Genomic DNA, 14,983 nt, shown 5'->3' with positions numbered 1-14,983 from the left:
TCTCATTATGGGAACAACGGACTTGCTTGTAATCCTGTATTTTCCGGGAACCCGTTCATTAGGTTGAAATTTTGTACAGCCTGACCCGCTGCACCCTTCATTAGGTTATCGATGACAGCGACCGTTGTGATCCGATTTGTCCGTTTATCGAATGACCAGCCAATATCACAATAATTGCTGCCAAACACCTGCTTTGTGCAAGGGAATGTTCCCTGTGGCGAAAGTCTGATAAATGGATGCTGCTCGGCAAATTCAGAAAATGTTTCCTCAATCTCCCGTTCCGTCGTTCCCTCATCTACCGTGGCATACATGGTGTTCATGATTCCCCGGGTCATCGGAACCAGATGGGTATTAAAGGTTATGGGATCCTTTGTTACGGAATAGTGATGAAGCATTTGTTCAATCTCAGGAATATGCTGGTGCCGGTTCACCTTATAAATTTGAAGATTATCATTGGCAATCGGAAAATGTGCCGCAGAAGAAGGAACTGCACCTGCTCCGGAAATGCCTGACTTGGCATCAATGATGATCGACTTTGTATCTATTAAACTCTTAGTAACAAGCGGCAGCAATCCAAGCAGCGCTGCCGTTGGATAACAACCCGGATTGGCAATCAACTGGGCCGATTTGATGTTTTCCCTATTGTATTCCGGCATTCCGTATACCGCTTTTTCCACCCACTTTCGCTCGGGCGGTTCTTTTTTATACCACCGCTCATATACTCCTTGTTTCTTAAGACGGTAATCTCCCGCCAAATCAATAATCCTCATCCCCTTTTCAAGCAATGGAGGCAAGAGGCTCGCAGATACACCCGTTGGCGCAGAACTGAACAAGAAATCAACCTGTTCCGGCATTTTTTCATGATCGATCGCCTTCAGTGCACCTTCAGCCAATCCGTTAAGATGGGGATAAACCGACTGTATATGTTCATCTTTTTTGCTGGACGAATACAAGATAAACTCATTTACTTCAGGATGCTGCTTCAGCAGGCGGATAAGTTCCAGTCCACCAAAGCCCGTAGCTCCTACAATACCGACTTTCAACGACTCCACCTCAATGTTTTTGATTTATTTATCATTATATGTATGTATAAAGATAAATTCAACTGTATATTTATAAATTTTTATATTTTTTTGATTTATACGGTGATTTTTAGGGTTTATACTAAAAGTCAAGCTCTTTAGTGAATGTTTGCTGGGGTCGTTGTTTTCCGTTCCAGGATGCTCGCTTTTACCGGCGCGAGCGCCTACTTTCGCAGGGCGTGTGCTGAGCCTGCAGGACAAGGAACGCTTCGGCAGCATTACATCGCACGAAGAAAATGTGAACTTCATTTTCGAGGATCTCACACCTTCCACTCCAATCAACTTGTCAATCAAGAGTTTAGCCCCCTAAAAAAAGAGTAAATGTTATTAAACAGCCAAAGGAGGAATAACGGTGAAAGAATTAGTGGGAAACTGCAGCCAATGTAAAAAGCCCGTCTATTGTCTAGAGGGCTTCTTAAATGGAGTCCACGTAAACGGGACTCTTTTATGCTTTTCATGTTCAGAAGAACGGGATCAAAGCCCCGGTTTTTTATCCTCCGCTGACAGGCGGAATAAAAGCGACAACATCTCCTGAACGAACTTCCGTATCATCTTCAGCAAACTCTTCATTGACTGCGGAAAGACAGCCTGTAAACATTTGCGGAAAATCATATTGATTTTCCAGCTTTCTTTTAATTTCCGAAACAAGAAGATGCGGTTCGTCCAGTTGAATTTCGCTTTTCCCTGCACGCTCTTGCATGCCGGCAAACAGCAATACTTTTATCATTTGTTTTTTCCCTCGCTTTCCGGGCGGCCTTTTGGATAGGAAGTGGTTTCCAGCTGATCCCCAACCCACATGCTCCCGTCTTCCCAGTGCTCTTTCTTCCAGATTGGGACGATTTCTTTAATCCGTTCTATCGCATACCGGCACGCTTCAAATGAATGCGCGCGATGGGGAGTGGAGACAGCGATCACAACAGCAATCTCTGAAATCCCAAGTTCACCAATCCGGTGAGTGATGGCGCATTTCGCATCCGTCCATTCAGCGGCAATTTCTTCACCAATTTTTCTTAACTGCTTTTCCGCCATCGGAATATATGCTTCATATTTCAAATAGGTGGTTCTCTTCCCCTTTGTCATTTCCCGTACGGTACCTATGAAGCTATTCACCGCACCTGCATCCGGATGGATGACCTTATCAATGACTTCCTGAACAGAAATGGGGTCTTTTGTTATTTCAAATGGTTTCATGTGCTCATCCCTTTCATCCAATCCTTCAGAAAATCGATATATTGTTCTTTTTCATTCAGCCTGTAAACAGGATACACCCGTGGAATCAGCTCTGCTGATACCGATGGCCAGATGATAACCAACAGGACATGTGTACTGCTTAGGAGCAGCTGTACATCTCCATCATGTTTTAATAAAACTACGCGAGGAAGCTGTTCTTCCTTAAACCCTTCAATCAGCAGGAGATCAAGTTCAAGCGGCTCATATAAACGAACCAGCCCAGAGAATGATACTGGTTGGTCCAGGCAAAGCTGAAACGTATCTTCCCCCTGCACTCCAGAAACAATGGCTCCTGAGCTGCGGTGGATTCCTGTATCACTGTTTTCATCCTGAAATGCGATCTTCCCGCCATGGCCATGATGCTTTAAGGTTCCTGCCCGAAGGCCGTCTGCAGCAGCTGCTTGCAGCAGGTCTGCAATCAGTGTCGTTTTTCCGCTGTTTTTATATCCTACGATCTGGATTTTAATGCTTGATCCCATGGCCAGACACTTCCTTCTCCATCCAACAAAAGAGTCATCACCTGTGATCCTTTTTCCCAGCCTCTTGTCCCTCCTGGAAGAACGATCAAAGCATTTGCCTCTGACAGGGAGGATACAGACCCGGACTTGTCCAGCCCGACAGGTGAAGCAGCCGCTGCAGTTGCGTTCCATTCCACCCTGCCCCTGACAAATCGTGTAAAAGGATTGGGTTTTGGATAATCCTTTTGGAGAATAGACGTGACAGCACCCAGGTGGACCTTTTGGGCATTTAAGGAACCCAGCAGATATGGCCTTACGAACAATTCACAGCCTACAAAGCAAGCCGATGGGTTTCCCGAAAGGCCGAACAACAGCTTTCCTTCAAATACTGCCGCAGAGGTCACACTTCCAGGCCTCATTGCGATTTTATTAAAAAGAAGATCTGCTCCCATTTTTTTATAAATGGCAGGCAAATGATCAAAATCCCCGACGGAGACCCCCCCTGTTGTGATGACCAGGTCTGTTTTTTCCATCGCTTTCAGGATGCCCGCATACGTTTCATCAAAGTCATCCGGCAATTTCCCAAGAATTTGCGGTTCTCCGCCCATTTTTTTGATCTGCGAAGCAATCATGTACGCGTTGCTATTTCTGATTTTACCCGGAACCAGGTCTTCGTCAACGTCCAAAAGCTCCGTACCTGTGGCCAGAATTCCCACAACCGGCTTTTTAAAAACCTTGACCGTATGATATCCGAACGTCGCAAGAACTGCAGTTACACCCGCATGGATACGGGTGCCTTTTTTTAGGATCGTTGTTCCTTCAGGTGTGTCCTCTCCCTGTACGGAAATATTATCGCCTGCCTCGACTTTCCGTGAAATCGAAATGATGTTATTTTCTTTTTCCGACACCAGTTCAAGCATGATGACCGCATTTGCACCCTTTGGAATGGCGGCACCGGTCATAATTCTGACTGCCTCGTTCTGTTTTATTTCTTTTTCGGAAACATGGCCGGCGCCAATGGAATCGATCACATTCAGCTCCACAGGCTCATCCCTGGATGCTCCGGCTGTGTCTTCTGCCCGGATGGCAAAGCCATCATACGGAGACCGGTCAAAAGGCGGAACATCATGCGTGGCCAAAACGTTTTCACCAAGGTAGCGGCCATCACTTTCCTCAAGGGTGACCGATTCTAATGGAAGTTTTAGCTGATACTTCAAGACTTTTTTTACGGCATCCCAGACCTGAATGATTTCCCGTTTTTCAATCGGCATGCTGATCACCTCTTTTTAGTTGTTTGAGTATTATAGATGTTTGATGAACCACTTCACCGCTTCGAGATAAGCCGTCCTGGATACTTTATGGCCCGATGTTTCATCAGATATGTACTGAATGTTTTCAGGATTTTTATAGAGCGGTTTTGCTTTTTGGTAAAATTCATGGCTCTGGCTATAGGGAACCACCTGGTCGACTTTACTGTGCCATAAAAGCAGCGGACGGTTATCCAGTTTCTTCATGTTTGTTGTCAAATCAAAGGGCTTGATAATTGACATGATCTTCGCCAGCGCTTCCTGGGAATAGGGAAGCGAGACTTCAAGCTGCTTCATTTTTTCAATCTGCCAATAGGCAAATGCTTCATATCCCGGTGTTGCCATAAGCGTAACCGCTGTTTTAATAAACGGATATTGCGACAAGGCGCCAAAGGTTATAATCCCGCCCATGGAAGTCCCGGAAAGGCCGACTCTTTCAGGATAAATCAGTCCTTCTTCATCCAGCGCTTTAACCAGGGTATTCACATCTTGAATTCCCTGAATCACGATATCCCAAAAGGAATACATTCGCCTGTCTGCGGAAACATCACTCATCCGGTCTCCATGATGCAGCATATCTGGAAGAATCACTCTGTATCCCTTTTCTGCAAGCGAATAGGCGAAATGAAGATTATGCTCCTTTGCACTTGTAAATCCGTGTATGAAAATCATGAATGGAAGTTTATCGCCCTGCTTCTTTTCATCAAAAGCATGAAGCACAGGAATGGATTTTATAGAACGCGATTCAATGTTTACCATATTTTTCTCCTTCTTCGTTATTCTTTTTATATCATAACAAGTTAAATGAAATTTGCCGATAAAAAAACCCGTTTTCACGGGTTCATCGAAATGTTGAGTCCATTTATTATTTTCATTGTTACTGTTTTTTATTGTAATAATTCACGGGATACATGCTTCCCTCTCCAACCATTTTTGTATCCTCGTAATCATAAGGATCAGGATGACCTGCTTTTTTCACAGGTAAATTCGTATCGTCATCTTTTTTCATAAATGGTATTATTTTTTCTATTACCTCATTGGCCATCATTTTGGCCATGGTGCGGTTTGATCCTTTTCTTAACAGGTAGGAAGTGACTCCTGCAGCTGAAATTGCAAAGCCTGAGAGCAATAAGTATTTTTTCTTCATGGAAAATCTCCTCCTCGTATATATAGTTAGCATTACCCTCACACAGTCTGCATAAAACTTCCTAATATTGGGCTTATATTGGACAGTGACATGGGAAACCATTACACTTAATTTGAAATTGATGAAAAGGCAGGAACCCTAATGAAGAAACCGTATTTAATTGCACTTGATCTTGATGGCACATTATTGAACGACAATAAAGTCATTTCACAGCGTACAAAAAATGCTGTTCTGAAGGCGAAGCAGGAAGGGCATGTTGTTTGTATATCGACCGGCCGCCCTTACCGTGCAAGCACGGAATATTATGAGGAGCTTGGGCTTAATACGCCGATCGTTAATTTTAACGGAGCATTTGTTCATCACCCTCATGATCCATCGTTTGGTGTATATCACTCTCCATTGGAATTGTCACAGGCAAAAAAGGTGATAAAAACGGCAGAGGATTTCCTTGTAAAAAATATAATGGCAGAAGTGCTGGATGATGTATATCTTCATAAGGAAGACCAGGTTATCGTCGATACGTTCATTATGGGTGAAAATCCGGCCCAAACAGGCGATCTTAACAAAAGACTTAATGATGATCCAACATCCCTGTTGATTCATCCTCATGATCACCATGTAAACGAATTGCGGGATCAGCTTAAAAAAGAACACGCCGAGGTGATTGATCAGCGTGTATGGGCGGCTCCCTGGAATATTATTGAAGTCATTCGTTCAGGACTAAATAAAGCAGTTGGTTTACAAAAAATATCGGCTTATTACAATATCCCCAAAGAAAGAACCATCGCCTTTGGAGACGAAGATAATGATCTGGAGATGATCGAATATGCCGGTCATGGAATTGCCATGGGCAACGCCATTTCCGAACTAAAAAACATCGCAAATTATGTGACTAAAAGCAATGAAGAAGACGGAATTGCTCTGTATTTGGAGGAAGTCCTTGAGCTGAATATGTAATACGCTAAACACCCCGGCAAAAAGCAGGGGTGTTTATTTTTGGAATGTTTCCTTTTCTACATAAAACTCAAGTAGCTGCAAAAACTATACTAAACCCTTTGAGGAGGTCATCACCATGAGCAAACACAGCAAATCAAAACGGGCGGTGCAGCAAGGGGCAGACGCAGTCAAGCATGTAAATGCAGAGCAGCACCTGAATGAAGAAATCAAAGAAACACAACAAGAGGTGCAGAAAAATATAACGTTGGGAGGTAATTAAATGGGAAACAATATTTTTCAGCGGGCAAAAGAAGCTGTTTCCAACCTCGTTGGCAAACATGAGGAGCATGAGCATCAACATCAGAATAATCCTCAACACGAGCAATTGAGTGCCCAATCCAACGATTTCAACAATGAAGATATTTCAGTAGCGGAAAACATCATTTCATCTGCAATGGCAGATTCCTCCGATGCTGAACGCCAGCAGTTGGCTGAACTTCAGGAAGAACTGGATCAGACAAAGAACAACAGCCAGCAAAATCTATAAAAATAAGGCTGAGAGGTCCTCTCTCAGCCTTTTTGTATTTTAGCCATTGCGGCAAAGCCTTTTTTTGTTTTCTTGGCTTTCTTTAATTTTTCTATTTTTTGAATGACCAGACCTGCTAACAGCTTATAGCCTTTTTTATTAAAGTGAAGACCATCATTGACCAGCATTTGCTTATAGTTCCGGCCAGACATTTCTGTCCATAAATCGATAAAATGAGTATTATATGTTTCAGCCAGTTCTTTTACAGCTTTCGCATATTGTTGCGTACGCTCATTCGTTCTGGCATGCTGTTGATTCTCATTCACCGGCGATGGCGATATCAAAATTACTTTTGACGGTCCAAGCTTTTCGATCATATAAACTAAATTGTTCTTATATTCTTCCACATCAATCAAACGGTGTACGCTTGCATCATTTGCTCCAAAAAGAATCGTAACCAAATCAGGTTCATGCCTCAGCACATCTTCCTGAAATCGGGTTAAGGCCAACCTCGTTGTCTCAGCTGGTACACCTGCGTTAATAACATTCCACTTATTAAACGACAGACGGACTCGCGAGGTCAGTCTCAGTGAATCATCATCATTAATTTCGTGAGCTGTAATGCTGTCTCCAAAACATACTAATGTTTTCATGAGCTTTCCTCCTGCTCTTTCGTACTCCTCATAAGTATTCGCTTGTAAATTTCATTTGCTCACAGTCGTAAGCAGAATATTTTGTTATAATGTAGCTACAAAACTTATTTGCATGGAGGAACTCGATGTTTGTCTATGAAGTACCAGCTACTGCTTCTGATGAGGTTACGAAGAAAATTGCGGATCTGATCTCTCAACAAAGAACACGATCCGAAGACGATGGAAGCTATGAGAAAGTATTAACCGGCATTTCCCTTGCAATTAAAGAAGAGTCTAATTCGGGAGTCATCATTGCTGAAGAAGACGGAGAAGTCCTCGGCGTTGCCTTTTACAACATAGGAATCAGCCTTCCTCTTGGCGGGCCGTACCTGTGGCTGAACGAACTTTTTGTCCGTGAAGATGCCAGAAATAAAGGGATTGCTCGTAAGATTCTGCTTCATTTGATACACTGGGCAGAACGGGAAGGGATCAAATCCATAGAACTGGAAACCGGGATTAACAATTCTGTCACAAAGCACCTTTATAATTCACTTGATTTTCACGACATCATTTCACAGCGTTATCGATTTAACTTTTAACTTTTATCTTTTAACTGAACAGGAGATGATCACATGGCTCTTGAATTCGCCATCGAACCAACACCCAATCCAAATGCATTGAAATTCTCTGCCAGCCAGCCCTTTTTAGAAGGACGATTGTCAGCACGTGCCGGAGATAACTCTGATTCTCCCCTTGCAGCATCCCTTCTTGCCATTGATGGAGTTGAGTCCATTTTTGGATTTCAGGATTTTTTGACCGTTAACAAATTTGCGGAAGCTGACTGGGAGACACTTGTTCCCCATATTAAAGAAGTACTCGAAACATTATAAGACAAGCAAAAGCGGACTTTCATGTGAAAGTCCGCTTTTTCATTGGCTTTTGGAAACAGATTTCTTCACGAGCATTTGTCCTGCGGGATATGCGTGACAGGTGAGACCAGGTAGGCGTTTGCGCCGGTAAAACAAGACATCCTGGAACGGAAATCAACTAACTTTCGAGTGCACCAAGTTTTGCAAACAGACCTTCCTTTTAATCATCTCTTCGGAACAACCCAAAGATTCCTGTAGTATTGACAATGTTGGTAAAGGCATTTGGATCGACTTCTTTTAGGATATTTTCTAAATCGTAAAGTTCGTAGCGGGTAACGACGATGATGAGCATCTCTTTATTTTCATTGGAGAAGGCCCCTTTTGCCGGGACGATGGTAATACCCCTAACCAGCTTGGAGTGAATGGCTTCTTTCAGTTCGCTCCCTTTTTTCGTCACGATCATAGCCGTCAATTTTTCATGGCGTGTATGAATCGCATCGATGATCCTTGTGCTCACATACAAAGTCACCAAGGTGTAAAGCGCTTTTTCCCAGCCAAACAGCAAACCGGCTGCCAAAATGATAGAACCATTTAGGATCAGAAAATAAGTGCCGATGGGACGATTGTGCTTGCGTGACAAAATCATGGCCACAATGTCCAGTCCTCCTGTTGAGGCACCATATTTCAGCGTGAAGCCTACCCCGACCGCTGCGATTACTCCTCCAAATACGGCATTAAGGAGGATGTCTTCCGATATTTCAGCTACGGGTATGATTTCCAGAAAAAAAGACATCATAAAGACGCAGAAAAAACTGTATATGGTGAAGGATTTGCCGACCTTCATCCAACCGATAACAGCCACCGGAACATTTAAAACAAACAAAAGCACACCCGTTGAAATCGGTACAGGGGAATGAATAAGGAGTGAGGATACGAGCTGAGCCACACCTGTAAATCCACTGGCATATACCTTTGCCGGTATTAAAAACAAATTAAGGGCAACCGCATTAAGCGCTGCACCGAATACAATGACGATAATTTTCTTTAATTCTTGGAGTGGTGAGTAGTTCATGGAGGATTTCCTTTCAAATTATATCTTTGTCCAACTATCTGTTTTTATCAAAATTACGTTGTATAGTCAATAGGTTTCCGGCAAACAATCTATTGCCTTTACCTGGGGTGAAGTATACACTTAACGTATCATACATAAAAAAGTGCAGGTGATTTATATGGGCGTCCAGATCATAACAGACAGCGGCTGTGATTTACCACAGCACATCATCGATGAATTTAACATTACGATGCTTCCTTTGGTCGTTACGATCCATGACCGGGAAGAATATGACCGGAAAACCATACAGCCCGTCCAGCTGTATAATCAAATGCGTGAGGGAGCGGCTCCAAAAACATCCCAGGTTCCTCCCCTGCTCGTCAGAGAAGCGTTCCAACAATACGCAAAGGAAAATACTCCCTGTGTATACATCACTCTGTCCTCAGGTTTGAGCGGCACGTACCAGACGGCCGAGCTGATTCGCCAGGAAGTAATGGAAGAATTCCCTGATGCCGAGCTTTCGGTCATAGATTCACAATGTGCTTCTCTTGGTTTTGGGCTTGTCGTATATCAGGCTGCCAAACGTGCAAAGGAAGGCGGCTCCTTTGAAGACGTAATCACTACAGCAGAATATTGTAAAAATCATACTGAGCATATCTTTACCGTAGATGACCTTGAATATTTATTGCGCGGCGGAAGAGTCAGCAAAACACAGGCCATGATGGGGAGCCTTCTTAAGATTAAACCTGTCCTTCATATGAAAGACGGAAAATTGTTTCCCATCGAAAAAATACGTGGGAAAAAGAAGGTATTTGGCCGGATGATCGAACTGATGAAAGAACGCGGAACCGATTTGAGTGACCAGATTATCGGCATCAGTCATGCGGACGATCAGGAAGCGGCAAATTCGCTCAAAGAAATGATTAAAGCAGAAACAGGTTGTGAGCAGATCATGATTTCTATGATCGGATGCGCCATCGGCTCTCATGCGGGACCAGGAACCATCGCCATGTTTTTTATGACAAAACCTTACACTGATGCATAATGCCTGATATCCTCGTTCATGTTAATCATGAGGAGGCGATATCCCATGGCACACAAGTACACAAAAGACGATGACAAAAGAAAACAAGACCATCAAGCGGAGAATCAACTGAAAAACGAAGCAGAACAGCAGAATAAAACAGCTGGAAAACATTCATTCTCCAAGGAAACAGACCACTTATAAAATAAAAAAACATCCGTAATGGATGTTTTTTTATTTATGAAATCAGGCATTTACTACTTCTGGTCCTGTCAGTTCTGCGGCAGGGCCGAAGAATTCAAAACGGATCTGGCTTTCAGGGATATCTAAATCCGTTAGGATGCGGTATACAGCTTTCATAAAAGGAACCGGTCCGCAAAAATAATATTCAGCTTTCGGATCCAGAGCCAATTCTTTCAGCCACTCTTTATTGACATAGCCTTCCTTATCGAACGACTTTTGACTTCTATCCTGTTCTAGCGGTTTCTCATAAACCACATAGCTTTTTATAGTCTCATGTTCATCGGTTACCTTTTGTACATGTTCCTTAAACGCATGGTGGTTGCTGTCAATTGCTGCATGAATAAAAGTAACCTGGCGATTAGCCTTGCATTTCACAAGTGAATTCAGCATGCTGACCATTGGGGTCTGACCCACCCCACCGCTTAAGAGAACCACAGGGGCAGTGCTTTCTTCATTAAGGTAAAATTCTCCGGCTGGAGCACTGACTTGGAGAATGCTTCCCTTTTCTATATGATCATGAAGATGAACAGATACTTTACCTGGAACATCTCCCATGCTTTCTTTTTTCACACTGATTCTGTAATATGCTTCATTCGGTGCATCGGAAAGGCTGTACTGGCGGATATGAGTGTACTCCTCCCCTTCGATCTGGAATTTGATAGAAATATATTGTCCGGGTTTATACGAAGCAATGGGCTTCTGGTCGGCCGGTTTGAGATAAAAGGAAGTAATCACAGAGCTTTCCTCTTCCACACGGTCGACAACAAAATCCCTGAACCCTTCCCAGCCGCCTGGCTGTTGTTCTGCTTCTTCATACATTTCACGTTCAACGTCGATAAAGGCGTCAGCAATTACCCCGTATGCTTTTCCCCACGCTTCAATAATTTCTGGAGTCGCTGCATCTCCCAGAACCTCTTTGATCGCAATGAGGAGATTTTCACCGACAATCGGATAATGCTCGGGCTGAATTCCCAGGCTTCTGTGTTTTTGGGCAATTTGTTTTACCGCCGGCAAAATGGCTTCAAGTTTATCAATGTGTGCAGCCGCTGCATACACGGCATTTGCCAAAGCCGTTTGCTGACGGCCTTTCTTTTGATTGGCATGATTAAAAATATTTAAAAGTTCCGGATGTTTGGTGAACAGGTTACTGTAAAATTTTGTTGTTATTGCTTTTCCATGGATTTCAAGAACAGGCACAGTTGATTTGATGATATCAATTGTTTTTTGATCCAGCATGTTAAAGACCCCTTTATGTGTTTGTTACTTACAAATACATTATAAAAAAGCCCTAAGGGTCACTTTGTGATTGCAATCACTTTTCTCATGTCAGATTTGTGAAAACTAAAAAACATCCGTTAAGATGTTTTTTCCTGGGCTTGAGGTAGTGAGATTGAAAAGATGGTTTGCTCTTCATTCGATGACACGATAATCAGACCGTTATGCTTTTCAACGATTTGTTTACAAACCGAAAGGCCAAGTCCTGTTCCAAGCTCTTTGGTCGTGATGAAGGGTTCAAAAATGTTTTCGAGCAGGTGAGCCGGAATTTGTGAACCATTGTTCGATATCTCAAGACCGATTCTGGAGCCCATTAGGAAAGCACTCACATGAATAATCCGTTCTTCCGGCAAATCGCACAATTCCTCAACGGCATTGTTCAATATATTTAAAATCACCTGTTTCAGCTGATCTTTATCTCCCTCCACTTTCAGATTTGGGGCAATGTTTGCGGTTAGGTTTATCTTGGCTTCAAGAAAACGCGGATACATGAAATCGATCATTTCATGTAGACAGGCAGACAAATCAAATATGGAAATCAGGTCGTCAAGTCCTTTCATTTTTGACAACAAAAGAAACTGGCTGATTTTTTCCTGTAGATTTTCCAGTTCACTATTAATGATGGATGTATAGTAATCCGTTTTGGGTGAAGGGGTTAATTCAGAGTTTAAAAGATAGATGAAACCTTTGATAGACGTGAGCGGATTACGAAATTCATGGGCAAAGCTGGCAGCAATTTGTCCTAAGATCGTAAGCCGGTCATTATGCATCTCCTGGATAAACTGATTTTTGTTTTCGATGATGAGATCGTTCAGCTCCGAAAATTCTTGGATCGCAAAATAAAGAAGATGATCAAAAAACTGATTGATCATGAGACTGATCCAGCGCTGTTCATTCGGGCCGAAATCAGGAATAAAGATCCGTTCATGGACAATTTGTCTTCCAGAATTAATATTAAATACAAATTCACTGATATCCGTTTTGGCCTCAATCCGTTCAGGAGCAATCTTTTTGGTGAAATCCTTTATCAGTTCAACGTCCGGATTTTCAAGGTATTGACACAGCAAATGAATTGTTGTGCTGCCATTCCTCATTACCTCTGTATAAAAGGGATCCGCTTTTTTGATCATCGCGCGATCCAGCCATTCAGAAACAATTATTTCATGATGCGTACGCAAGTGATGAATTGCGAAGTCGAGCTGTTCCACGGTTAATGTTTCTACACCTATCATGAAACCACTGCCTCTCTTTTCTCTGTCTTTTCATTCATTATGCAACACTTTAAAAAGATGAACAATATCTGTTCAGCTTTTTCTAAAAAAGGTTTGATGGAAGGGGGTTTGTGGAAGAATAACATCGTATTCAAACATTGGAAAAAGGAGCGATGATGCATGAGCGAAGAACAAAACCGAAAAATAGACCCTCCTGCCCAGCACCAGTCTCACCAGCCGGGAACCGAAACTGAGATGACTCCGCAGCCGCAATCAGATGCCAAAACGTACAGAGGCAGTGAAAAGCTAAAAGGGAAAGCGGCAATCGTAACAGGCGGAGACAGCGGAATCGGCAAAGCAGCCGCCATTGCCTTCGCCAAAGAAGGTGCAGATGTCGCCATTGTTTATTTGAATGAGCAGCAAGATGCGGAAGAAACAAAGTCCCTCATAGAACAGGAAGGCGTTCGCTGCATACTGTTTTCCGGTGATCTTGGTGATGAAAACTTCTGCAAAGACGTTATTGAAAAAACAGTCGGTGAATTTGGAAAGCTTGATATTCTTGTAAACAATGCCGGTGAACAACACCCGCAAAACAGTCTTGAAGACATTACTGCCGAACAGCTGGAGAAAACGTTCAGAACAAATATCTTCTCCATGTTCTATCTGACAAAGGCTGCATTAAAACATTTAAAAGCTGGCAGTTCAATCATTAATACGACTTCCATTACAGCTTATCAAGGAAATCCAAAGCTGATTGATTATTCATCCACCAAAGGAGCCATCCTATCATTTACACGTGCACTCTCCAATTCCATCGTGGAAAAAGGAATCCGTGTTAATGCTGTTGCTCCAGGCCCAATCTGGACCCCGCTTATTCCAGCAACTTTCTCTGCTGATGAAGTGGACAAATTCGGCCAGAACTCCCCTATGAAGCGTCCAGGACAGCCGGAAGAACTTGCTCCTGCTTACGTCTACCTTGCAAGCGATGACTCTTCCTACGTGTCCGGGCAAACCATTCACATCAATGGAGGCACTGTCGTCAACGGATAACAGAATATTTATGAAAGCCGAAGTTTCATCGGCTTTTTTTGTTTGGATAAAACTACCCGTCATTGTCACAAACTAAGCAAAAGAATGCTATCGAAAGGGTGTTGACAATGCATACGATGTGGAAAGGAAGCATAAGCTTCGGGCTGGTAAATATCCCGATTAAATTGTTTGCCGCAACCGAAGATAAAGATATAAAAATGAGATACTTGCACAAAAAGTGCCATAATCCCATCAAATATGAAAAAACATGCCCCGTTTGTGAACAACACGTTGAACAAGAGGACATTGTGAAGGGCTATGAATATGAACCTGGAAAATTCGTCCTGATTGAAAAAGAAGATCTCGATAAAATCGCGGGCATTAAAAACAAATCCATTGAAATTATCGATTTTGTATCTTTGGAGGAAATCGATCCTATTTATTTTAATCGTTCCTATTTTATCGGACCTGGAGAAAATGGCACGAAACCCTTCACTTTATTGAAGGAAGCCATGAAAGAAAGCGGGCGGATCGGCCTTGCCAAAATAACGATCCGCTCTAAAGAAAGTCTTGCCGCTGTCCGGGTCTATGACAAAGGACTTGTGATGGAAACCATCTATTACCCTGATGAAGTAAGAAACGTAGATCATGTTCCCGGCATCGACGAAGAGGTACAGGTGAATGATAAAGAGTTGGAAATGGCCAAGCAATTGATCGAACAGCTGACCACTGAATTCGAGCCTGAGAAATACAAAGATGAATATCGGGAAGCGCTTCTCGAAATCATTGACAGTAAAATTTCCGGTAAAGAAGTCCAGATTTCAGAAGAGCGTCCGCGTACCAATGTGGTTGATTTAATGGAAGCATTGCAGGCAAGCATTGACCAATCTAAAACGGGTGAAAAAAAAGCGGAAGTCAAGCCAAAAAAGACGAAGCCCAAAAAGAAGAAAGCCTGATTGCGTT

21 protein-coding genes are annotated in these 14,983 nt (G+C 42.8%); 9 read left to right on the top strand and 12 right to left on the bottom strand.

Annotated elements, in window-relative coordinates; genetic code table 11:
- Positions 1 to 5: 5 nt before the first annotated feature.
- From argC to AS030_RS04645, 8 genes are all read right to left on the bottom strand, one after another.
- Positions 6 to 1,052: an N-acetyl-gamma-glutamyl-phosphate reductase gene (gene argC / locus AS030_RS04680; RefSeq protein ID WP_338082300.1), complete on the bottom strand. Its 1,047-nt coding sequence runs from the start codon at positions 1,050 to 1,052 to the stop codon at positions 6 to 8.
- Positions 1,053 to 1,067: 15 nt separating this feature from the next.
- Entirely contained in the window at positions 1,068 to 1,376 is a 309-nt protein-coding gene (locus tag AS030_RS04675; RefSeq protein WP_061968936.1) for a hypothetical protein, read from the bottom strand.
- 196 nt (positions 1,377 to 1,572) lie between these two features.
- A complete protein-coding gene (locus tag AS030_RS04670) occupies positions 1,573 to 1,809 on the bottom strand; it encodes a MoaD/ThiS family protein (RefSeq protein ID WP_061968934.1) in 237 nt (78 codons plus the stop codon).
- Positions 1,806 to 2,273: a molybdenum cofactor biosynthesis protein MoaE gene (locus AS030_RS04665; RefSeq protein WP_061968931.1), complete on the bottom strand. Its 468-nt coding sequence runs from the start codon at positions 2,271 to 2,273 to the stop codon at positions 1,806 to 1,808. Before AS030_RS04665 ends, AS030_RS04670 begins: the two co-directional genes overlap by 4 nt.
- On the bottom strand, positions 2,270 to 2,791 hold the full coding sequence (mobB, locus tag AS030_RS04660) for a molybdopterin-guanine dinucleotide biosynthesis protein B (protein WP_061968929.1): 522 nt from the start codon (positions 2,789 to 2,791) through the stop codon (positions 2,270 to 2,272). The genes AS030_RS04665 and mobB overlap by 4 nt, the downstream gene beginning before the upstream one ends.
- Positions 2,761 to 4,041, bottom strand: coding sequence for a molybdopterin molybdotransferase MoeA (locus AS030_RS04655; RefSeq protein WP_061968928.1), 1,281 nt, complete (start codon positions 4,039 to 4,041; stop codon positions 2,761 to 2,763). Before AS030_RS04655 ends, mobB begins: the two co-directional genes overlap by 31 nt.
- A gap of 30 nt (positions 4,042 to 4,071) precedes the next feature.
- The gene (locus tag AS030_RS04650) at positions 4,072 to 4,836 is read right to left on the bottom strand and encodes an alpha/beta fold hydrolase (protein WP_061968927.1); all 765 of its coding nucleotides are present in this window, start codon (positions 4,834 to 4,836) and stop codon (positions 4,072 to 4,074) included.
- 118 nt (positions 4,837 to 4,954) lie between these two features.
- Positions 4,955 to 5,224, bottom strand: a complete 270-nt coding sequence (locus AS030_RS04645) for a hypothetical protein (RefSeq protein ID WP_061968926.1) — start codon at positions 5,222 to 5,224, stop codon at positions 4,955 to 4,957.
- A gap of 141 nt (positions 5,225 to 5,365) precedes the next feature.
- On the opposite strand from AS030_RS04645, the gene AS030_RS04640 reads away from it, so the two are divergent.
- The 3 genes from AS030_RS04640 (at position 5,366) to AS030_RS04635 (ending at position 6,707) form a co-directional block, all read left to right on the top strand.
- Positions 5,366 to 6,181, top strand: a complete 816-nt coding sequence (locus AS030_RS04640) for a Cof-type HAD-IIB family hydrolase (protein ID WP_061968925.1) — start codon at positions 5,366 to 5,368, stop codon at positions 6,179 to 6,181.
- Positions 6,182 to 6,296: 115 nt separating this feature from the next.
- Positions 6,297 to 6,440: a hypothetical protein gene (locus AS030_RS23470; RefSeq protein WP_156412555.1), complete on the top strand. Its 144-nt coding sequence runs from the start codon at positions 6,297 to 6,299 to the stop codon at positions 6,438 to 6,440.
- Positions 6,441 to 6,707 (top strand): DUF3813 domain-containing protein, encoded by a 267-nt coding sequence (locus AS030_RS04635; protein ID WP_061968924.1) that lies wholly within the window; start codon positions 6,441 to 6,443, stop codon positions 6,705 to 6,707.
- 23 nt (positions 6,708 to 6,730) lie between these two features.
- Here AS030_RS04635 and AS030_RS04630 read toward each other — a convergent pair whose 3' ends face one another.
- Positions 6,731 to 7,339, bottom strand: a complete 609-nt coding sequence (locus AS030_RS04630; protein ID WP_061968923.1) for an SGNH/GDSL hydrolase family protein — start codon at positions 7,337 to 7,339, stop codon at positions 6,731 to 6,733.
- A 125-nt stretch (positions 7,340 to 7,464) separates the two neighbouring features.
- On the opposite strand from AS030_RS04630, the gene AS030_RS04625 reads away from it, so the two are divergent.
- Both AS030_RS04625 and AS030_RS04620 read left to right on the top strand, forming a co-directional pair.
- Positions 7,465 to 7,917 (top strand): GNAT family N-acetyltransferase, encoded by a 453-nt coding sequence (locus AS030_RS04625; RefSeq protein ID WP_061968921.1) that lies wholly within the window; start codon positions 7,465 to 7,467, stop codon positions 7,915 to 7,917.
- Between the two features lie 33 nt (positions 7,918 to 7,950).
- On the top strand, positions 7,951 to 8,208 hold the full coding sequence (locus AS030_RS04620; protein WP_061968919.1) for a NifU N-terminal domain-containing protein: 258 nt from the start codon (positions 7,951 to 7,953) through the stop codon (positions 8,206 to 8,208).
- A 199-nt stretch (positions 8,209 to 8,407) separates the two neighbouring features.
- Here AS030_RS04620 and AS030_RS04615 read toward each other — a convergent pair whose 3' ends face one another.
- A complete protein-coding gene (locus tag AS030_RS04615; RefSeq protein ID WP_061968916.1) occupies positions 8,408 to 9,259 on the bottom strand; it encodes a YitT family protein in 852 nt (283 codons plus the stop codon).
- Positions 9,260 to 9,416: 157 nt separating this feature from the next.
- On the opposite strand from AS030_RS04615, the gene AS030_RS04610 reads away from it, so the two are divergent.
- Together AS030_RS04610 and AS030_RS23465 are read left to right on the top strand one after the other, a co-directional pair.
- Complete coding sequence (locus AS030_RS04610) at positions 9,417 to 10,283, top strand: DegV family protein (protein WP_061968914.1); 867 nt, start codon at positions 9,417 to 9,419, stop codon at positions 10,281 to 10,283.
- A 45-nt stretch (positions 10,284 to 10,328) separates the two neighbouring features.
- Complete coding sequence (locus AS030_RS23465; protein ID WP_074440461.1) at positions 10,329 to 10,466, top strand: DUF3941 domain-containing protein; 138 nt, start codon at positions 10,329 to 10,331, stop codon at positions 10,464 to 10,466.
- A 42-nt stretch (positions 10,467 to 10,508) separates the two neighbouring features.
- On the opposite strand, the gene hmpA is transcribed toward AS030_RS23465, so the two are convergent.
- Both hmpA and AS030_RS04600 read right to left on the bottom strand, forming a co-directional pair.
- The gene (hmpA, locus tag AS030_RS04605) at positions 10,509 to 11,741 is read right to left on the bottom strand and encodes an NO-inducible flavohemoprotein (protein WP_061968912.1); all 1,233 of its coding nucleotides are present in this window, start codon (positions 11,739 to 11,741) and stop codon (positions 10,509 to 10,511) included.
- A gap of 119 nt (positions 11,742 to 11,860) precedes the next feature.
- Positions 11,861 to 13,012: a histidine kinase N-terminal domain-containing protein gene (locus tag AS030_RS04600; protein ID WP_061968909.1), complete on the bottom strand. Its 1,152-nt coding sequence runs from the start codon at positions 13,010 to 13,012 to the stop codon at positions 11,861 to 11,863.
- A gap of 159 nt (positions 13,013 to 13,171) precedes the next feature.
- Between AS030_RS04600 and AS030_RS04595 the strand changes: the two genes are divergently transcribed.
- Positions 13,172 to 14,041 (top strand): SDR family oxidoreductase, encoded by an 870-nt coding sequence (locus tag AS030_RS04595; RefSeq protein WP_061968907.1) that lies wholly within the window; start codon positions 13,172 to 13,174, stop codon positions 14,039 to 14,041.
- Positions 14,042 to 14,148: 107 nt separating this feature from the next.
- On the top strand, positions 14,149 to 14,976 hold the full coding sequence (gene ku, locus AS030_RS04590) for a non-homologous end joining protein Ku (RefSeq protein ID WP_061968905.1): 828 nt from the start codon (positions 14,149 to 14,151) through the stop codon (positions 14,974 to 14,976).
- Positions 14,977 to 14,983: the final 7 nt, after the last annotated feature.

The sequence above is a fragment of the Fictibacillus enclensis genome (assembly GCF_001457035.1).
GTDB lineage: Bacteria > Bacillota > Bacilli > Bacillales > Fictibacillaceae > Fictibacillus_C > Fictibacillus_C enclensis.
The sequence above is the reverse complement of the archived record's forward strand: the minus strand, read 5'-3'. Positions and strand labels throughout refer to the sequence as shown.